We start from the raw sequence: 18,343 nt of genomic DNA on the forward strand, positions 1-18,343 counted from the left end.
GAGACGGGCTTCCTAAAATGGCCGGCGTGAAACCGATTCTCAACATCTCGGCCTATCTGTTCACATCGCTCGCCGATACCGCGGCCTTGCGTGAGAGCATCCGCTCACGCGCGACGGCGCTGTCGCTCAAGGGCACGGTGCTGCTGGCCGAAGAAGGCATCAACCTGTTCCTGGCCGGACAGCCCGACGACGTGCGCCGCTTCGTCGACGAAATGCGGGCCGACGTGCGCTTTGCCGCGCTGCGGCCCAAGGAAAGCTGGTCGTGCGAGCGGCCCTTTCGCAAGCTGCTCGTGAAGGTCAAGCGCGAGATCATCCGCATGAACCACCCGGCGATCCGCCCGTCGGCCGCCCGCGCGCCGGCGGTCGATGCCCCCACCCTGGCACGCTGGCTGGACACCGGCCGCGACGACGACGGCCGCGCCGTGGTCCTGCTGGACACGCGCAATGCCTTCGAGGTGGAGCAAGGCCGCTTTCGCGGCGCCATCGACTGGCGGCTCGGCAAGTTCAGCGACTTCCCCGCCGCGGCCCTGGCGCATGCCGACGCACTGAAGGACAAGACCGTCGTCAGCTACTGCACCGGCGGCATCCGCTGCGAGAAGGCGGCGCTTTTCATGCAGCAGGCGGGAATCGAGCGCGTGCTGCAGCTCGAGGGGGGCATCCTCGAGTACTTCGAGCAGATCGGCGGACGCCACTTCGACGGCACCTGCTTTGTCTTCGACGCCCGCGAAGCGCTGGACGGCGCGCTCCAGGAGTCCACCGCGGCGGCGTAAGCTGCGGGGCCCCGGTCACGACGGACGCTCGATGGCCCCGACTCCCGACAATCTGCGATCGATCGAGAAGTACCGCCGCGCCGCCCGGGGCTACGACAGCACGACCGGGCCCACCTGGTCGATCCGCATGCGCTGCATCGAGCTGCTCGAGCTCCACGCCGGCGACACCGTGCTCGATGTCGGCTGCGGCACGGGGCTGAGCTTCGAGCCGCTGCTCGAGCGCATCGGCCGCAATGGGCTCCTGATCGCCTTCGAGCAGAGTCCGGAGATGCACGCCCAGGCGGCGCAGCGCGCGCAGCGGCTGCGCGCCAAGGGCTGGCGCATCGAGCTGCAGCGGGCGAGCGCCGAGGAGGTCGAGCTGCCGGCGCATCCGGATGCGGCCCTGTTTCACTACGTGCACGACATCCTCCGCACGCCGCAGGCCTTGGCCAACCTGCTTGCCCAGCTTCCACCGGGAACGCGCCTTGCCGTCGCGGGCATGAAGTACTTTCCGTGGTGGCTCGCGCCGCTCAATCTGCTCGCCTGGCTGAAGAACCTGCCGTACAACGTGCATGCCCACGAGCTGAACCGCCCGTGGGCGCTGCTCGAGCAGCACCTGCAAGGTTTCACCTGGAAACCGACGCAGGGGGGCATGGGCTACATTGGCCGCGGACGTGTCAAAGGAGTGGACCGATGACTGTCGCCCGACCCGATCCCGCCGCGGCGCCGTCGCCGCACACACCGCTGGCCGAGCGCTATCGCCATGTGCGCGGCATGTCGCTGGCGCTGGCTGCGCCACTGACGGACGAGGACTGCCAGGTGCAGTCGATGCCGGATGCCAGCCCCACCAAGTGGCACCTTGCGCACGTGACGTGGTTCTTCGAGACCTTCATCCTCGAACGCTACGAAACCGGCTTCCGCCCCTTCGACGCTGCGTTCCGCATCCTCTTCAACAGCTACTACCACGGCGTCGGCGAGCGCCATCCGCGCCCGCAGCGCGGACTCATCACGCGACCCACGTTGGCCGAAGTGAAGGCCTATCGGACGCAGGTCGACGAGCGCATGGCTGCGGTGCTCGCACGGCACGCCGGCGACCCGTCGCTGAGCGAGCTCGTGACGCTGGGCCTGCATCACGAGCAGCAGCACCAGGAGCTGCTGCTCACGGACATCAAGCACGTGCTCTCGTTCAACCCCACGCACCGGCCGTACGCCAAGCGTTGGCCGATGGGTGTCGTCAAGCCGCAGTCGCTGCGCTGGCATGCGTACGAAGGCGGCCTGTTCGAGCTTGGCCATGACGCCGCCCGCGACGGCGCGTTCTGCTTCGACAACGAAACGCCGCGTCATCGCACCTATGTCGCTGCGTTCGAGCTCGCCTCGCGGCCGGTCAGCTACGACGACTACCTCGCCTTCATCGATGACGGCGGCTACCTCAGGCCGGAACTGTGGCTGTCGATGGGCTGGGACTGGGTGCAGGCCGGGCAGCGCGAGGCACCGCTGTACTGGCGGCGCGACGCAGGCCGCTGGCTCACGCACACCCTGCAGGGCAGCGTCGAGATCGATCCGCACACGCCGGCGTGCCACCTCAGCTACTTCGAGGCCGACGCCTACGCGCGCTGGGCCGGTGCCCGGCTGCCCAGCGAAGCCGAATGGGAGCTGGCGGCGCGCCGGCTCGCCAAGGGTGCGCGCGGAAACGACAACTTCGCCGACCGCGGCGCCTTCCACCCGCTGCCCGCGCATGCCTCGGCCGTCGACGAGCCGGTGCAGATGTTCGGCGACGTGTGGGAGTGGACGCAGTCGAGCTACAGCGCCTACCCCGGCTTCCGGCCGCTGCCGGGCGCCGTGGGCGAGTACAACGGCAAGTTCATGTGCAACCAGCTCGTGCTGCGCGGCGGATCCTGCGCCACGCCGGCGGGCCACGTGCGCGCCAGCTATCGCAACTTCTTTCCGCCCGACGCGCAGTGGCAGTTCAGCGGCCTGCGGCTGGCCCGCGACGCTACGAGTTGAGGTCCTTGAGCACCTCGGACCGGAATTCGCGCTGGTACAGGATGTAGACCACGCCGACCGTGGCGAGCATGAAGGCCAGCGGCGAAAAGAACCAACCTATCGCGGCGAACGAGAAGTAGTACGCGCGCAGCCCGTCGTTGAAGGTCTCGGCGGCCAGCGCAACCACGCGGCCGGCCTTGTCGGCGAACGCGTTGCGCCGGGCGGGCGCCTCGTCGCCCAGCGCGTCGAACTGCTTTGCTTCAGGCGCCGAGGCGATCAGCAGCGCGCCGAAAGTGTACTGGCGCATCGACCAGGTGAAGCGGAAGAACGCGTGCACGAAGATGCCGAGCAGCAGCACCAGCTTCATGTCGAACACGAGCACGGACGTGCGTGCCGCGAAGGGGATCTCGCGCACCAGCTCGTTGGCCTTCTCGGTGGTGCCCAGCATCGCGAGCAGGCCGCCGATGATGAGGATGGTGGTCGAGGCGAAGAACGACGGGCTGGTCGACAGGTTCTGGATCACCACGCCGTCGATGACACGCGCATCGCGGTACGTGGCCTGCAGCATCCATTGACGGCGGATGCGGTTGGTGGTGGCGAGGATGGATGGCCGTCGGCCGGCCAGGCGCCGCGCGAACCACGCATAGCCGGACCAGCCTGTAAACAGCACGACGAGCGCGGCCCAGTCGAGCCACGGCAGCACGGTCAGCACTCTGAGCGTCGATTCCATGGCGGCGACTGTAGCGCCCGCCGACCAGGGACCGGCTCAGGGCGCGAGGTCGAACACGATCACTTCGGCGCCGCGGCCGTTGCGAACCTCCAGCTTGGGCTCGTCCACAAGCAGCGCCGCATCGCCAGCCGAAAGCGGCCGGCCGTTGGCTTCGACGCTTCCGCGCGCGACGTGCAGGTAGGTCTTGCGAGACGGCGACAGCGCCAGCGCCGCGGACTCGTCACCATCGAACAAGCCGGCGTAGATCGACGCGTCGGCATGCAGGCTCACCGAGCCTTCGCGGCCGTCGGCGCTCGCCACCAGGCGCAGCACGCCTCGCTTGGTGGCGTCATCGAAGTGCTTCTGCTCGTAGCCTGGTGTCACGCCCTGTCGGTCGGGAAGGATCCAGATCTGCAGGAAGTGCGTCGTGTCGTTCGGCGCGTGGTTGAACTCGCTGTGCATGACGCCGCGTCCGGCGCTCATGCGCTGCACGTCGCCGGGTTGGATGGTCGTGCCGTTGCCCATGCTGTCCTTGTGCGCCAGCGCGCCTTCGAGCACATAGCTCACGATCTCCATGTCGCGGTGCCCGTGCGTGCCGAAGCCGGTGCCCGGCGCGATGCGGTCCTCGTTGATGACGCGCAGGTTGCCGAAGCCCATGTGGCGCGGATCGTGGTAGTCGGCGAACGAAAAGCTGTGATAGCTCTTGAGCCAACCGTGGTCGGCGAAGCCGCGGTCGGAAGACTTGCGTAGCGTGATCATCGAAAGCTCCTGTGTTGCTTTCAATGTAGAGCCCCTGGCCGCGGCATCGCCGATGCCGGCTTGAAGCATCCGTTCAAATAAGATGAACGCCGTGCAGCTACCCGGCGTCCCGGCCCCATGACAGCGTCCCGCAATGTGCTCACGCCCGAGGCGCTCGCGATGATGGACGTCATCGCGCGCACTGGCAGCTTCGCCGCGGCTGCACGCGAGCTGGGCAAGGTGCCCTCAGCTCTCACCTACAACGTGCGGCAGCTCGAAGACGCGCTCGATGTGCTGCTGTTCGACCGGCGCTCGCGCCAGGCCAAGCTCACCGCCGCGGGCGAGGAGCTCCTCAACGAAGGACGTCGCCTGCTCGACCAGATCGACGCCGTGGCAAACCGCGTCAAACGCGTGGCCACCGGCTGGGAGACCCAGCTCACGGTTGCCGTCGACGGCGTCATCTCGCGCGTGACGGTGTTCGAGCTCTGCGAAGCGTTCTTCGCCCTCAAGCCCCCGGGCGCGGGCACCCCCGGCGTCGCGGAGCCGGGCCGCACCGGTCCGGGCACGCGCCTGCGGCTGCGCACCGAAGTGCTGGCCGGCACGTGGGAGGCACTGTCCAGCGGCCAGGCCGACCTGGCCATCGGTGTGCGCATCGGCCCGGACATCGCGCCGCCCGCCGGCATGCAGGTGCAGCCCCTTGGCGAGATGGAATTCGTCTTCGCGGTCGCGCCACACCATCCCCTGGCCTCGGTCGAAGGCACCATCAGCGAAGCGGAGCTTTCGCGCTATCGGGCGGTCGCGGTCGCCGACTCGGCCCAGCGTCTGGCGCCGGTCACCGTCAATCTGCTCCCTGGCCAGGACGTGTTCACCGTCGCGAGCACCCAGGCCAAGCTCGAGGCGCAGTTGCGTTGCCTCGGCTGCGGCTACCTGCCGGAGCCGATCGCGCGGGACCACATCGCAGCGGGCCGACTCGTCGTGAAGGCCACGCATCGGGCGCCTTCCCGAGTGCGGTTGGGGTACGCATGGCGCGGCGCGAACGGCGCCGGCGCGGCCGGCGGCCTGGCGCTGCGCTGGTGGATCGATCAGCTCGAAAGCCCGGCGACGAGGCGCGCCCTGCTGGAGCGCCATGGCGGCCTGCCGGTGGGGGACACCTGATGCACCGCTCCGACCTGCCGGGCGCCGGCTACATCGGCCGCTTTGCACCCTCGCCCACCGGCCCGCTGCACGCCGGCTCGCTGGTCGCCGCGCTGGCATCCTGGCTCGATGCACGGGCACACGGAGGGCGATGGCTGGTTCGCATCGAAGACGTGGACACGCCGCGCTGCGTGGCTGGCGCCGACATGCTCATCCTGTCGCAGTTGATGCGCTGCGGATTGGTCCCGGACGAGCCGCCGGTGTGGCAATCGCAGCGCGACGAGTTGTACCGCCCTGCGCTGCAGCGGCTGCTTGCTGCCGATCTGGCCTACCCCTGCGCGTGCTCACGCCGCGACATCGAGCTCGCACTGCGCGCGCAAGGACATGAGACACCGCGTCATGCCGAACTCGTGTACCCCGGTACGTGTCGCAACGGGCTGCACGGCAAGCCGGCGCGGGCCATGCGTCTGCGCACGCTGGACAGCGACGGGCATGACGTGCGCGTCGCGTGGATCGACAGGCGCCTGGGTCCGCAGCAGCAGGATGTCGCGCGCACGGTCGGCGACTTCGTGCTGCAGCGCGCGGACGGTCTGTGGGCCTACCAGCTCGCGGTGGTCGTCGACGACGCCGAGCAGGGCGTGTCGCACGTGGTGCGCGGTGAGGACCTGGCAGACAACACGGCGCGGCAGGTCCACCTGCAGCAGCTGCTCGGCCTGCCGACGCCCCAGTACCTTCACACGCCGCTGGTCCTCGGACCGAACGGCGAGAAGCTTTCGAAGCAGAACGGCGCGGTCGCCGTCGACCTGCATGACCCGCTGCCGGCACTGGTCCAGGCGGGCGCCGTGCTGGGCATACGCTGCGCTGCAGCCGACGCGGCGGCCTGGCTCGTCGAAGCGACAGCACGCTGGCGCCAGCAGTGGCATGCGACGGTGGCATGATGCGCACCCCCCAATCTCACCCGAGGAGCCTTCGATGATCACCACCCCGTCCGGCCTGCAGTACGAAGACACCGTGCCCGGCACCGGTGAGGAGGCCCGCGCGGGCCAGCACGTCACGGTGCACTACACCGGCTGGCTCTACGACAACGGCGTCAAGGGCGCCAAGTTCGACAGCAGCAAGGACCGCAACGATCCTTTCGCCTTCGGACTGGGCGGCGGACAGGTGATCCGCGGCTGGGACGAGGGTGTGCAGGGGATGAAGGTCGGAGGCACGCGCGTGCTCGTCATACCGCCGCAACTTGGCTACGGCGCGCGTGGCGCGGGCGGTGTGATCCCGCCCAACGCCACGCTGATGTTCGAGGTGGAGCTGGTGGCGGTCTAGAGTCTGCGCCGCAGCAGAGTCCAGACCGATCCGAGGCCGTCAGCCCTTGTTGGCAACCTTGGCCTCGGCCTTCAGGTCGGCCTTGGCCTTGGCTTCGGCGGCCTTCGCTTCCTTCTTGCAGGCGTCCTTGTCGGCGCCGCTCTTGTCGTCGCACTTCTCCTTCGCGACTTCATAGTCCTGCTCAGCCTTCACGCGAGCGGCCTTGATGCGGTCAGAGTCCTTGCCGGTGCGCTTGTAGTCCAGCTCGGCCAGGGCGACCTTTTCCTTCGCCTTGGCTTCCTTGTCGCAGACATCCTTGGCGTTGTCCTTGAGCTTGTCGCAAGCTTCCTTGTCGGATTTGGCGGTGGCCTTGATCTGGTCCTTGGCGGCCTTGACTTCTTCACTGCTCATCTTCGGGGCAGTGGTCGCACTCTTGGTGCCCGCGCTGCTTGTGGTGCCCGCCGAGCTCGTCGTGCCGGTGGTGGAACCGGAAGTGGCCGTGCCGGAGGTGGCGAAGCTGGATGAGAAGGCCAGCAAGCACGCGACCATCAGTGAGGTCTTCAGAGGACGGAACGTCGACATGGGGTACTCCTTTTCGATGTGAAAGCAGCGGCACGGGTGCCGCTCGGTCGCGCCTTCAGCCGTCGAGGCGCATGCCGTCGAAGCCGATGACCGTGGGGAAGTATCCACACCGTGAGGGCCACGTGACCACAGGACACAACCGCTTCGAACCGTAGTTCTTGTCCTACGGTTCGCCCTTCGGAGCACGCGCCATGGCATGCAACCCTCTATGGCACTTCGTTACGCATGTGTAGGATATGCCTGACGCGCTTGCACGCCTTCGACCGATGGAAGACCCGGGTCGCGTGCGACACACTGCAATAGAGCTCAGTGTCGTCCGCCTCTCTCAATGTGTGTCCGTCGTCGGACCTCGTGACCGAGCGCTGCGACCCCTACGGAGTCCATGCCCTTTCCGACCGATCGACGCCATGGCGCACTTGAGAACCTACATCGTTGAAGACAGTCCGGTCATCCGCGAGAACCTGATCGCGACGCTGGAAGAGATGGTGCCGGTGGAAGTCATCGGGACGGCCGACGACGAGAGCAGCGCCAAGCAATGGCTCGGCAAGTCCGACAACGCCTGCGACCTGGTCATCATCGACATCTTCTTGAAGAGCGGCTCCGGCCTGGGGGTGCTGCAAACGGCGCGCCAGGCACAAGCCGCGCGCAAGCTGGTCGTGCTCAGCAACTACGCCACACCCGACATGCGCCGCAAGTGCCTGCAGCTGGGCGCCGACAAGGTGTTCGACAAGTCGAACGAGATCGATGGCCTGATCAGCTACTGCGCCCGCCTGGCCTCCGGCGAGGAAGCCAGCAGCGGTCTGGGCGCGTTGCCGTCGTGAACGGCGCGGCCCGCACGCCGCGCCTACTGGATCAGGCCGTTCTTCAGCGCGTAGTAGGTGAGGTCGCTGTTCGACGACAGCTTCATCTTTTCCATCACCCGCGTGCGGTAGGTGCTGACGGTCTTGACGCTCAGCGACATGCTGTCGGCCATGTGGCCGATGGTTTCGCCCTTGGCCAGACGAAGGAAAACCTGGAACTCGCGCTCGGACAGCTGCTCGTGCGGCGCCTTGTCGCCGCTGCCGCCCAGGCCGTCGGCCAGCAGCTCGGCGACACCGGGCGTGATGTACTTGCGCCCGCGGTGCACGGTACGGATCGCCTTGACGATCTCCTCGGGATCGCATTCCTTGTTGAGATAGCCGCTTGCGCCCTGGCGCAGCAGCGTCGTCGCATAGTGCTCTTCGGGAAACCCCGAAAGAATCAGCACCGGCAGATCGGGCGCTCGCGCCTTGATCGCAGCCAGCGCATCGACGCCGCTTTGATCGGGCATCGACAAGTCCATGACCAGCACATCGACTTCGCCCTTGCGCACGAGATCGAGGGCTTCGCGGCCATTGGCGGCTTCGCCGGTGACCTTGAGGTCGACCTGGTCGGAGAAGTACTGGCGCAGACCGGCGCGCACTATGGCATGGTCGTCCACGATGGCTACTCGGATCATGGCTGTCCCACGTGTAGGTCGATGCACAAAGTTTAGATGGAACGCAAGCCCCTGAACATCCTCCTGCGCCTGAAGCGCAGTCCGTTCGTGTTTCCGCTCGCCGTGCTGGCGGCGGTGGCGATGATGTTCATCAGCGAGACCGCGTACTGGAAATCCTCCAATTCGATGCGCGAGCTCGGCACGCTGAACAGCGCCCGGCTGCATCTGATGAACCTGTCGCGCCGGGTCGTCGATGCCGAGTCCGGACAGCGCGGCTATCTCCTCACCGGGCGTCCGGAGTACCTGCAGCCGTACCGCGACGCCTTTGCCGACATCGCCGAAGCGCTGCGCTGGCTGCACAGCCACTACGCGCTGGCGCCGGCGCAGGCCGTCCAGATGGCCAAGCTCGAGACGCTCGTCCAGCGCAAGCTTTCGGAGCTCGACGCAACGATGAGCCTGTATGACGAAGGCAAGACCGAAGCCTGGCGTGCCGTGCTGCTCACCGACATCGGCAAGGAGCAGATGCAGGAGATCCGGGGTTTGACCGAGCAATTGCTGGCGGAGGAGGCGCGCAAGGACTCGGCCGGCCGGCGCGATGTCGACTACACGCTCCTGCTCAATCGCATCGGCGTCGCCGCGATGACGGCGATCAGCCTGCTGGCATTGGGCATGTATCTGCGCCAGACGGCCGCGCTGGAGGCGCACCGCCGCGAGCGCGAGCAGGCGATCGAGGCCGAGCGGGATCAGCTGGAGGTGGAGGTGTCCCGGCGCACCGCGCAGCTCACCGACCTCGCCCAGCAGCTCACCGAGCTGGCGCAGCACCTGCAGACGGCCCGCGAGGACGAGCGCAGCCGGCTCGCCCGCGAGCTGCACGACGAGCTGGGCGCGCTGCTCACCGCCGCCAAGCTGGATGCGGCGCGCATCAAGTCCCGCCTGGGCCAGACGGCGCCCGAGGCGGCCGAGCGGCTGGGTCACCTGAACGAGATCCTCAACAACGGCATCGCGCTGAAGCGCCGCATCATCGAAGACCTGCGTCCCTCGTCGCTGTCCAACCTGGGCCTCATCGCTGCGCTCGAGATCCAGGCACGCGAATTTGCCGAGCGCTCGGGCATCGAGGTCGATTGCCAGTTCGAGCCGGTCGCCTTGAAGCCTTCGGGAGAGCTGACCACGTACCGGCTGGTGCAGGAAGCCTTCACCAACATCGCCAAGTACGCCAAGGCCAGGCGTGTCCAGGTGGCGCTTGCGGCGCACGACGGCAGCGCGGAGATCTCGGTGCAGGACGACGGCGTCGGCTTCGACCCGCGCCAGCGGCGGCCCTCCGCGCATGGCCTGCTCGGCATGCGCTACCGCGTCGAGGCGGAGGGCGGACACTTCACGCTCGAGTCGATGCCGGGCCAGGGCACGCGCATCCGAGCGACGCTGCCGACGGGAGTGACGGAGTCCGCTGAGCAGATGTCTTCATTCCCGTCGGCAGCGGCTGCTGAACTTGCCGCTCCGCCGATCGCTTCCGAGAAGGGCCTCCAGCCCGAATGACAAGGCGCCTTGCGTGAGCGAGTTCCTACACGCCCTTGCTGATCGCGCCGACACGGCGACGGGCCGACTTCCCATGGCCCCCCCATGGACGCGTCCCTAAGCTTCGCTCATCGCAGCGGCTAGGACGCTGCCCGGCCACCGGCCCGATTGACCGAGCGGGCTGGTCGGCTCGACACACCAGGAGACTGCCGAGATGCTGCACTACGCCATCGTGTTCTTCGTGATTGCGCTGGTCGCCGCCCTGTTCGGATTCGGCGGCATCGCGGCCAGCGCGGCAGGCATCGCCAAGATCCTTTTCGTCCTCTTTGCCATCCTGGCCGTCGCGAGTTTTCTGTACGGCCTCATCAAGAAACCCTAGCGTCGCGCGCCGGGCGCGAGCTCAACCCCACCGAAAGGACTCACGATGATTGCCACCAGCAAGCCCTTCAGCTCCTCTGCCAACAGCCTGGCCGACCAGGCCGCGCAAGGCGCGGACAGCGCGCTCGCTTCAACCCAGCGGGTCGCCAACCAGGCGCTGAGCAGCCTGTCCGACAAAGTGCAGGACGTGCGCGACCAAGCCACGCCCGTCATCAACCGGGTTGCGTCCAAGGCCGAGGAGCTCGCGCGCCGCAGTGCCGACGCCATGCGCGAACGCACCGAATACGTGAAGGATCGTGCCTATCGCGCCTCCGACGCCACCGTCGGCTACATCAAGGACGAGCCGCTCAAGTCGATCTTGATCGCAGCTGCCGCGGGCGCCGCCGTGATGGCGCTCATCACGCTGCTGAGCCGCGACCGCTGAGGCCGCCGCGTCTTTGACGACATGCGGGGTTCCCCGGCCTCGGCTGGGGAACCCCGTCGCTGCATCCGAACGCCGAGGCCCGCCATGATTCATCCGCTGTTCAAGCTGCTTGTCTCCGAACCGCAGTTGCTGGCCGAGCATGTGGAGGCCTATGCACAGCTCGCCTCCGAGGAAGCAGGCGCTGTCGCCAAGCGCATCAAGCGAAAGATGCTGCTGCACGCGCTGAGCATCTTCGCGATATTCGTCGCCCTTGTGCTCGCGTCGGTCGGTGTGATGCTGTGGGCAGCGCTGCCCAGCGAGAACATGCGCGCCCCGTGGGCGCTTCTCGGCGTGCCGGCGATACCCGTGGTGCTGGCCCTGTGGGCTCACTTCGCAGCCCGCTCGGACAAGGACGAGCAGCGCGGCCTCCAGGCAATCCGCGAGCAGTTCGCCGCCGACGCGGCCATGCTGCGCAGCGTGACCGAATCATGAGCGCCGTCGTGCCTGATTCGGCGGAACTCGCCGAAGCCGAAGCGCAGGCCGATGCCAAGGCCGTCTCCGAGGCGGTGAAGGACGTCGATGTGCCGTCGGCTGCCGAGCGGCTGGCGCAGTCGCGGGAGCGCCTGCGCGAGTGGATGCTGCATGCCGACGGCCGTCAGCAACGCCGGCGGCGCGCCGCCGAGGCCGCTGCCGAAGGACGGAGCCTCCCCCTGCTGGATCGGCTGCGCGAGATGCCGGTGATCGGCCTTCTCATCGACGTCTTCGCGGGCTGGTGGGCCAGCCACCCGCTGCAGCCTGCGGCCACGCTGGCGCACGGCGTGGTGCGTGACACGGTGGCGCCGATGGCAAGGCGGCATCCGTTCACGGTGGTCGCTGGTGCTTTCGTCGTCGGGGTTGCGCTGGTGCGATTCAAGCCATGGCGCTGGATCGTCAAGCCGGCGCTGTTCGCCGGGCTGGCGACACAGATCGTGTCGCGCGTCATCGCTTCCATTCCGGTCGAGTCGGTGGTAGACGCCATGAGCTCGTTCACGCAACGGCGCGAGCAGCCAGCGCCCGAAGCGGATGCTGAAGCATCGGCGTCTTCGCAGGCACCGGCGCCGCGCGAGACCGAGACCGCAACGCCGTAGCCGCGACGCGGTTTCGTCCTACAGCGCCAGAGCCGTCGTTCCGATGGTTCGCCTTGCCTGCGAACCGTAGAGTTGCCTTCATTGGCCACGTGTGCGCACCGGTGCACCTGTGCCTTCCACATGGAGTGCTTGCGGATGAACGACAACGCGACCCAGCGACTGGTGCTGAACGAGGAAAAGATCGAAGCGGCCAAGCGAGAGCTCAACGAGGGACCGGTCACTCCAGGCTACGGGCCGTGGCGCGATGACATCGTCAAGCTGCTCAACGACGCGCTGGCCACCGAGTTGGTCTGCATCCTTCGGTACAAGCGCCACTACTTCACCGCTCACGGCATCGCTTCTGCCAACGTCGCGGCCGAATTTCTGGAGCATGCCAACGATGAGGCCGGCCACGCCGACCGCATCGCCGAGCGCATCGTGCAACTCGGCGGCGAGCCTGATTTCGCTCCCGACACGCTGACCCGGCGCAGCCATGCCGACTATGACGCCTCCCAGGACTTGAAGGCGATGATTCGCGCGAACCTCGTGGCCGAACGCGTCGCGGTGGAGGCCTATCGCCAGATGATCGAGTTGATCGGCGACAAGGACCCGACAACCCGCCGCCTGCTCGAAGACGTGCTGAACGACGAAGAAGAGCATGCCGACGACATGCGTGACCTGCTCGATGAATAGTTTTCCGGCTCGGCCCCTCGGGTGGTGGGGCTGACTCAGCCAACGTTCGACCGCCCCAGTCGATTGACTGAATCAACCATCCATAGGAGAAGACCATGCTTGCACGCAACACGCTCGCCGCCGCTCTGGCCGCCATCGCTTCCGCCGCCGCGCTGCTCACCCTGCCGGGCTGCGCCGTCGTGCGGGGTCAGGAAACGGTCGGCGCCTACGTCGACGACGCGACGATCACCACCCAGGTCAAGGCCAAGATGATCGACAACAAGCAGGTCGACGCCGGCGCCATCAAGGTCGAGACGCTGAACGGGACGGTGATGCTGTCCGGCTTCGCGAAGAACGAGACCGAACGCGCCACGGCCGAGGACATCGCCAAGAACGTCAACGGCGTGAAGTCGGTGAAGAACCAGATCGCGATCCGGCCGTAAACGCAGCCGCCTTCTCGAAAAACCCGGCCCATGCCGGGTTTTTCTTTGCCTGCATCCGATCGGCGCACGACGGCGTAGAGGGGTTCGTGCCGATCACCGATTGCATCGCGAGGCCGGCATCGAACAGCAACCGAACCTCACCGGAGACCCCATGAAAGCCATCCACGCCCTCTTCGTCGCCACCGTTTCCTTCGCTGGCATCGCCCAAGCCAGCGAGATCACCGACTTCCCGTTGGAGAGCTCCACCGTGTCCCGGGAGTCGGTCCGCTGGCAAGCGCTGGCTGCTCGTCAGGCCAATCAGGCGCGCCAGGACATCAGCGGACCCGTCGTCGTGCCGATGTCCAGCCGCTCCCGCGACGAAGTGCGGCAGGAAGCGGCCAGCAGCCTGAAGCGGGTCGACACGGCAGCCATGGACCACATCGGCGGCATGTGATCAGGCGCCGTTGCTGCAATGAAAAAAAGGGCCTGCAGTGGCAGGCCCTTTCTCTTTCTGATATCGCGACTCAGCGGCTGAACGCGCGCTGGCGCTGCGGCTTGAAGCCGCCCTTCGCGCCGCGCGGTGCCGGCTTGGCGCCGGGGCGCGGGGCGAACGCGTTGCGGCCGTCACCTGCCGGCTGGCGGTCGAAAGGATTGCGCGGTGCGGCGTGCGACGGATCGCGCCGATCGAATGGTCCGCCTTCACGGCGCACGAAGCCCTCGTCGCGGCGTGCACCAAACGGCTTGCCGGGTCGCTTGGCTGCGTGGGAAGAGCCGCCTTCCGGCCGCGCCGCGAAAAGCTTGGGCGCCGCAATCTTCGGCTCGAGGCCGGCGACGGTCGCCACGGGGATGTTCTGCGTCGTGAAGTGCTGGATTCGGCGGATCATGCCGGCGTCCATGCGCTCGGCCAGCGTGACCGCCAGTCCGTTGCGGCCCGCACGTCCGGTTCGGCCGATGCGGTGCACATAGTCCTCGGCCTTCATCGGCAGGCCATAGTTGATGACGTGGCTGATGGTCGGCACGTCGATGCCGCGTGCGGCCACATCGGTGGCCACCAGCACGCGCAGATGCTTCATGCGAAGCCCCTGCAACACGCGATTGCGCCGGCCCTGAGGCATGCCCCCGTGCAGCGACGCGACGGCGTGGCCCATCTCGGCCAGGCGGTCGGCGAGCCAGTCGGCATCGCGCTGCGTGCTGGTGAACACCACCGCCTGCTCCATGTCACGCTCGGTCAGGATATGGTCCAGCAGCGCGTTCTTGTGCGTTGCGTTGTCGGCCCAATGCAGCCGCTGCTCGATGTTCTCGTGCGTATCGGTGTGCGACGCCACGTCGATGCGCTGCGCGTTCTTCAGGAGGTTCTGCGCGAGGCGGCCGACATGGCCGGCAAAGGTGGCGCTGTACATCAGAGTCTGGCGCTCGCCCGGCAAATGGTCGGCAATGGTCTGGATGTCGTCGATGAAGCCCATGTCGAGCATGCGGTCGGCTTCGTCGAGCACCAGCACTTCCACGTGTTCGAGCACCGCCTTGCCGGTCTGCAAGTGGTCGAGCAGGCGGCCGGGAGTGGAAATGAGGATGTCCAGCGGACCGCGCAGCGCCTTGATCTGCGCCGGATACGGTACACCGCCGACGACCGTCGCCACGCGCAGCCCCTGGACATGGCGGCCGTAGGTGGTTGCCGCCTTGGCGACCTGGATCGCCAGCTCGCGCGTCGGCGTGAGCACGAGGATGCGCGGGCCGTAGACAACGCCCTTCTCGCGCCGCTTGGTGTTGTCACCGCGCGCAGCGAGGATGCGCTGCAGCGCGGGCAGGATGAAGGAGGCCGTCTTGCCGCTGCCGGTGCTGGACGAGACCATCAGGTCATGCCCCTGGAGCGCGGGCGGGATCGCCTTCAGCTGGACTTCGGTGGCGGTGTCGTAGCCTGCGTCGGCCACGGATCGTGTGAGGGCCTCTTGCAGGCCCAGGGAATCGAAACTCATTTTTCTCTTTCGCAAAAGCGCCCGGCATGCCGGCTGTGCGGCATGCGGCAAGGCGCCGGCGGGCGTGAAGCCCGCAACAAGTCAGGTCGCCGGGAGAGCGTTCGGGGGAACAGTCAAAGCGACGGCATCGCCGCCAACCATGTGCCCGAATCGGCAGATCGAGACAGCTGTTCGGCACTGGGGGCCGGACTTGCTCGAAAGAGGTCAGAGTCGATGAACGAAATGCGCCCCTCTTCGAGGCGCAGCCCGCAATTATAGCAAGGCCGCCCGTGCCGCGCTAAGATGCGCCCCGGTCGGCAGTTCACCCAGGCGTTGCCGCGCACTCCGTGCGAGCTGAACCTGCCAAGAATTTCCGCATGCGTTCACCTCGTTGTGCGCCTTGCTGGAACGGCAACCACCAGCCCCTCCTCGCCGAGGCCGGCGCATGAGCAACGGAGAACGTTCATGCCTCGTCATCCCGTGCCGCTTCATGCGGACGACATCTCCAGCTTCGCCAAGGCGCTCGGGCGCCAGCTGACCACGGCGCACGAGCGCGAGCCGCGCCCGCCGTGTCACGTGGAGCTGCTGAACATGCTGGCGCGCGCCGCCGGCCATCGCAACTTCCAGAGCCTGAGGGCACGCCCGCCTGCCGTTGTGCCGCAAGCGGCGCCGGCCGCGCTCGGCGACATCGCTGTCAAGGCGCTGCGCCAGTTCGACGACGTCGGTCGGCTCGTACGCTGGCCCACCAAGCACAGCGTGCAACGCATGATGCTGTGGGGACTGTGGATGCGCTTCGATTCGCGCCGCAAGTACAGCGAGCGCCAGGTAAACGAGCTGCTGAACGCCTGGCATCTGTTCGGCGATCACTGCACGCTGCGCCGCGAGCTCGTCACGATGCGGCTGCTCGAACGCAAGAGCGACGGCTCGGCCTACCGCAAGCTGCCAGCGCGGCCCGACCCGCAGACGATGGCGATGCTGCGGGCACTGCGGGCGCGGTCGTAGCTACACGGACAGCAGGTGCTGGCGGTAGTACACCAGTTCGTCGATCGACTCGTGGATGTCCGCCAGCGCGGTGTGTGCCTGCTGCTTCTTGAAACCGGGAAGGATGTCCGGCTTCCAGCGCCGCGCCAGCTCCTTCAGCGAGCTGACATCCAGATTGCGGTAGTGGAAATAGGATTCCAGCTGGGGCATGTAGTTGGCGAGGAAGCGCCGGTCCTGGCAGATGCTGTTGCCGCACATCGGTGACTTGCCCGAGCCGACGTAGCGCTGCAGGAACTCGATCACCTGCGCCTGCGCCTGCGCTTCGCCGACCTGCGAAGCCTTCACGCGGTCGACGAGGCCACTGCGACCGTGAGTGCCCTTGTTCCAGGCGTCCATCGCGTCCAGAGTGGCTTCGGTCTGGTAGACCGCAAACACCGGGCCCTCGACCCGCACGGTGAGCATCGGGTCGGTGACCACGACGGCAATCTCGATGATGCGGTCGCGGTCGGGGTACAGGCCGGTCATCTCGAGGTCGATCCAGACAAGGTTCTGGTCGCCGGCGGCGAGCGCGGTATCGGTCATCTCGGTTTCTCCTTGGGGGCATTCTCGCAGGCCGTGCCGGGGCCACCCTTCGCCCTACACTTCCCGGCATGACTTCTTCCGCGCTGACCCTTCTGTTCGCCGCGGCGCTGCTGGCCTCGCTGATCGTGAAGTTCTGGCTTGCCACGCGCCAGATGCGCCATGTCGCCGCGCACCGCGACGCGGTGCCCGCGGTATTCGCACCCTCCATTCCGCTGGCAGCGCATCAGAAGGCCGCTGACTACACCTTGGCCAAGGCCCGCTTCGGTCTGCTGAGCATGGCTTTCGGGGCGGCGGTGCTCGTCGGCTGGACGCTGCTCGGCGGCCTGGACGTCCTCAATGCGACCGTGCGCGATGCGGTCCTGCCGCGCTTTGGCGGCATGGCATACCAGCTCGCGTTGCTGGCCGCTTTCTCCTTGATCGGCGGCCTGCTCGAGCTGCCGTTCGACCTGTACGGCACCTTCCGCATCGAGCAGCGCTTCGGCTTCAACCGCGTCACGTGGAAGCTGTACTTTGCCGACATGCTCAAGGGCCTGCTGGTGGGCGCGGTGATCGGGCTCCCCATCGCCGCGCTCATCCTGTGGATCATGGGCGCGGCCGGCAAGCTGTGGTGGCTCTGGGCCTGGGCGGCGTGGATGGCCTTCATGGTGCTGATGCAGGTGCTGGTGCCGACCGTCATTGCGCCGCTGTTCAACAAGTTCGAGCCGCTGGCCAACGAGCCGCTGAAGGCACGCATCCAGTCGCTGATGATGCGCTGCGGCTTCCAGGCCAAAGGCCTGTTCGTGATGGATGGCAGCAAGCGCTCGGCCCACGGCAACGCCTATTTCACGGGGTTCGGCGCCGCCAAGCGGGTCGTCTTCTTCGACACCCTGCTCGACAAGCTGTCACCGGGTGAAGTGGAAGCGGTCCTGGCGCACGAGCTGGGGCACTTCAAGCACAAGCACGTGCGCAAGCGCATGGTCGCGATGTTCGTGATCAGCTTTGCCGCATTTGCGTTGCTGGGCTGGCTGTCCGGTCAGAGCTGGTTCTACACCGCATTCGGCGTGCAGCCGTCGATGAGCGCGCCGAACGATGCGCTGGCCCTGCTGCTGTTCCTGCTGATCGTGCCGGTGTTCGGCTTCTTCGTCTCGCCGGTGTTCGCGCTGGTGTCGCGCCGGCAGGAGTTCGAAGCGGACGCCTATGCCTGCGCACAGGCCAGCGGCAGCGACCTCGCCGCCGCGCTGCTCAAGCTGCATGAGGACAACGCGTCCACCCTCACGCCCGACCCGCTGTACGTGCGCTTTTACTACTCGCATCCGCCGGCCGGCGAACGGCTGGCGGCCCTGACTCTCAATCGCCAACCCGGATGACACGATGACCCAACTCCTCCACAGCCGATGCAAGCCGCTCGAGGGCCAGCCAGCGATGACCGACGCGGAAATCCGCAGTCATCTGAACGAAGTGAGCGGCTGGCAGCTGGTCGACGGATCCATCGAGAAGACCTTCACCTTCAAGGACTACCTGGAGGCGCTGGCCTTCGTCAACGCGATGGCCTGGGTGTGCCACACCGAAGACCACCATCCCGACATGTCGATGGGCTACAACCGCGTCGTGGTGCGCTTCAACACCCACTCGGTCGGCGGCATCTCGATCAACGACTTCATCTGCGCGGCCAAGCTGAACGCGCTGGTGGCCTTTGTCGCTTGAAC

The 18,343-nt window shown here is 67.1% G+C and carries 25 protein-coding genes; 19 read left to right on the forward strand and 6 right to left on the reverse strand.

Going from position 1 to position 18,343, the window contains the following annotated elements; all coding sequences use genetic code 11:
* The first annotated feature begins 26 nt into the window (after positions 1–26).
* Genes P7V53_RS26200 through egtB form a run of 3 tightly spaced genes read left to right on the forward strand, consistent with a single transcriptional unit; the run spans position 27 to position 2,753 of the window.
* A complete protein-coding gene (locus P7V53_RS26200) occupies positions 27–770 on the forward strand; it encodes a sulfurtransferase (RefSeq protein ID WP_280152422.1) in 744 nt (247 codons plus the stop codon).
* Between the two features lie 31 nt (positions 771–801).
* Positions 802–1,446, forward strand: coding sequence for a class I SAM-dependent methyltransferase (locus P7V53_RS26205; protein ID WP_280152423.1), 645 nt, complete (start codon positions 802–804; stop codon positions 1,444–1,446).
* Complete coding sequence (gene egtB / locus P7V53_RS26210) at positions 1,443–2,753, forward strand: ergothioneine biosynthesis protein EgtB (RefSeq protein WP_280152424.1); 1,311 nt, start codon at positions 1,443–1,445, stop codon at positions 2,751–2,753. Before P7V53_RS26205 ends, egtB begins: the two co-directional genes overlap by 4 nt.
* On the opposite strand, the gene P7V53_RS26215 is transcribed toward egtB, so the two are convergent.
* Positions 2,743–3,462 (reverse strand): DUF599 domain-containing protein, encoded by a 720-nt coding sequence (locus P7V53_RS26215; protein ID WP_280152425.1) that lies wholly within the window; start codon positions 3,460–3,462, stop codon positions 2,743–2,745. The genes egtB and P7V53_RS26215 overlap by 11 nt on opposite strands.
* A gap of 36 nt (positions 3,463–3,498) precedes the next feature.
* Positions 3,499–4,200, reverse strand: a complete 702-nt coding sequence (locus tag P7V53_RS26220) for a pirin family protein (RefSeq protein ID WP_280152426.1) — start codon at positions 4,198–4,200, stop codon at positions 3,499–3,501.
* 117 nt (positions 4,201–4,317) lie between these two features.
* On the opposite strand from P7V53_RS26220, the gene P7V53_RS26225 reads away from it, so the two are divergent.
* From P7V53_RS26225 to P7V53_RS26235, 3 genes are read left to right on the forward strand one after another with little or no spacing between them, the layout of a single operon-like run.
* Positions 4,318–5,334 (forward strand): LysR family transcriptional regulator, encoded by a 1,017-nt coding sequence (locus tag P7V53_RS26225; protein WP_280152427.1) that lies wholly within the window; start codon positions 4,318–4,320, stop codon positions 5,332–5,334.
* Positions 5,334–6,251, forward strand: coding sequence for a tRNA glutamyl-Q(34) synthetase GluQRS (gene gluQRS / locus P7V53_RS26230; RefSeq protein ID WP_280152428.1), 918 nt, complete (start codon positions 5,334–5,336; stop codon positions 6,249–6,251). Before P7V53_RS26225 ends, gluQRS begins: the two co-directional genes overlap by 1 nt.
* Positions 6,252–6,285: 34 nt before the next feature.
* Positions 6,286–6,633 (forward strand): FKBP-type peptidyl-prolyl cis-trans isomerase, encoded by a 348-nt coding sequence (locus P7V53_RS26235; protein ID WP_280152429.1) that lies wholly within the window; start codon positions 6,286–6,288, stop codon positions 6,631–6,633.
* Between the two features lie 39 nt (positions 6,634–6,672).
* Here P7V53_RS26235 and P7V53_RS26240 read toward each other — a convergent pair whose 3' ends face one another.
* Positions 6,673–7,023, reverse strand: a complete 351-nt coding sequence (locus P7V53_RS26240) for a hypothetical protein (protein WP_280152430.1) — start codon at positions 7,021–7,023, stop codon at positions 6,673–6,675.
* A gap of 25 nt (positions 7,024–7,048) precedes the next feature.
* Between P7V53_RS26240 and P7V53_RS26245 the strand changes: the two genes are divergently transcribed.
* Entirely contained in the window at positions 7,049–7,216 is a 168-nt protein-coding gene (locus P7V53_RS26245) for a hypothetical protein (RefSeq protein ID WP_280152431.1), read from the forward strand.
* Positions 7,217–7,601: 385 nt separating this feature from the next.
* The gene (locus P7V53_RS26250; RefSeq protein WP_280152432.1) at positions 7,602–8,015 is read left to right on the forward strand and encodes a response regulator; all 414 of its coding nucleotides are present in this window, start codon (positions 7,602–7,604) and stop codon (positions 8,013–8,015) included.
* A gap of 23 nt (positions 8,016–8,038) precedes the next feature.
* Here the strand turns inward: P7V53_RS26250 and P7V53_RS26255 are convergent, their stop codons facing one another.
* Positions 8,039–8,671 carry a response regulator transcription factor gene (locus P7V53_RS26255; protein ID WP_280152433.1) on the reverse strand — a complete coding sequence of 211 codons (633 nt, stop codon included), beginning with the start codon at positions 8,669–8,671 and terminating at the stop codon, positions 8,039–8,041.
* 36 nt (positions 8,672–8,707) lie between these two features.
* Between P7V53_RS26255 and P7V53_RS26260 the strand changes: the two genes are divergently transcribed.
* From P7V53_RS26260 to P7V53_RS26295, 8 genes are all read left to right on the forward strand, one after another.
* A complete protein-coding gene (locus P7V53_RS26260; protein WP_280152434.1) occupies positions 8,708–10,183 on the forward strand; it encodes a CHASE3 domain-containing protein in 1,476 nt (491 codons plus the stop codon).
* A 193-nt stretch (positions 10,184–10,376) separates the two neighbouring features.
* A complete protein-coding gene (locus P7V53_RS26265) occupies positions 10,377–10,541 on the forward strand; it encodes a DUF1328 domain-containing protein (RefSeq protein ID WP_280152435.1) in 165 nt (54 codons plus the stop codon).
* 45 nt (positions 10,542–10,586) lie between these two features.
* A complete protein-coding gene (locus P7V53_RS26270) occupies positions 10,587–10,964 on the forward strand; it encodes a hypothetical protein (RefSeq protein WP_280152436.1) in 378 nt (125 codons plus the stop codon).
* Positions 10,965–11,048: 84 nt separating this feature from the next.
* Positions 11,049–11,435 carry a hypothetical protein gene (locus tag P7V53_RS26275; protein WP_280152437.1) on the forward strand — a complete coding sequence of 129 codons (387 nt, stop codon included), beginning with the start codon at positions 11,049–11,051 and terminating at the stop codon, positions 11,433–11,435.
* A complete protein-coding gene (locus P7V53_RS26280; protein WP_280152438.1) occupies positions 11,432–12,070 on the forward strand; it encodes a hypothetical protein in 639 nt (212 codons plus the stop codon). Before P7V53_RS26275 ends, P7V53_RS26280 begins: the two co-directional genes overlap by 4 nt.
* A gap of 135 nt (positions 12,071–12,205) precedes the next feature.
* Entirely contained in the window at positions 12,206–12,742 is a 537-nt protein-coding gene (locus P7V53_RS26285) for a ferritin-like domain-containing protein (protein ID WP_280152439.1), read from the forward strand.
* A 95-nt stretch (positions 12,743–12,837) separates the two neighbouring features.
* Positions 12,838–13,164 carry a BON domain-containing protein gene (locus P7V53_RS26290; RefSeq protein ID WP_280152440.1) on the forward strand — a complete coding sequence of 109 codons (327 nt, stop codon included), beginning with the start codon at positions 12,838–12,840 and terminating at the stop codon, positions 13,162–13,164.
* A gap of 100 nt (positions 13,165–13,264) precedes the next feature.
* Positions 13,265–13,597 carry a hypothetical protein gene (locus P7V53_RS26295; protein WP_280152441.1) on the forward strand — a complete coding sequence of 111 codons (333 nt, stop codon included), beginning with the start codon at positions 13,265–13,267 and terminating at the stop codon, positions 13,595–13,597.
* Positions 13,598–13,667: 70 nt separating this feature from the next.
* Here P7V53_RS26295 and P7V53_RS26300 read toward each other — a convergent pair whose 3' ends face one another.
* Complete coding sequence (locus P7V53_RS26300; protein ID WP_280152442.1) at positions 13,668–15,116, reverse strand: DEAD/DEAH box helicase; 1,449 nt, start codon at positions 15,114–15,116, stop codon at positions 13,668–13,670.
* A gap of 444 nt (positions 15,117–15,560) precedes the next feature.
* On the opposite strand from P7V53_RS26300, the gene P7V53_RS26305 reads away from it, so the two are divergent.
* Positions 15,561–16,097 carry a DUF2087 domain-containing protein gene (locus tag P7V53_RS26305; protein WP_280152443.1) on the forward strand — a complete coding sequence of 179 codons (537 nt, stop codon included), beginning with the start codon at positions 15,561–15,563 and terminating at the stop codon, positions 16,095–16,097.
* On the opposite strand, the gene orn is transcribed toward P7V53_RS26305, so the two are convergent.
* Positions 16,098–16,658, reverse strand: a complete 561-nt coding sequence (gene orn, locus P7V53_RS26310) for an oligoribonuclease (RefSeq protein WP_280152444.1) — start codon at positions 16,656–16,658, stop codon at positions 16,098–16,100.
* A gap of 68 nt (positions 16,659–16,726) precedes the next feature.
* Here orn and P7V53_RS26315 point away from each other — a divergent pair, with 68 nt between their 5' ends.
* Together P7V53_RS26315 and P7V53_RS26320 are read left to right on the forward strand one after the other, a co-directional pair.
* The gene (locus tag P7V53_RS26315; RefSeq protein ID WP_280152445.1) at positions 16,727–18,004 is read left to right on the forward strand and encodes a M48 family metallopeptidase; all 1,278 of its coding nucleotides are present in this window, start codon (positions 16,727–16,729) and stop codon (positions 18,002–18,004) included.
* A 4-nt stretch (positions 18,005–18,008) separates the two neighbouring features.
* Positions 18,009–18,341 carry a 4a-hydroxytetrahydrobiopterin dehydratase gene (locus P7V53_RS26320; RefSeq protein WP_280152446.1) on the forward strand — a complete coding sequence of 111 codons (333 nt, stop codon included), beginning with the start codon at positions 18,009–18,011 and terminating at the stop codon, positions 18,339–18,341.
* The last annotated feature ends 2 nt before the right edge of the window (positions 18,342–18,343 follow it).

The organism is Piscinibacter sp. XHJ-5 (genome assembly GCF_029855045.1).
Lineage (GTDB): Bacteria > Pseudomonadota > Gammaproteobacteria > Burkholderiales > Burkholderiaceae_C > Albitalea.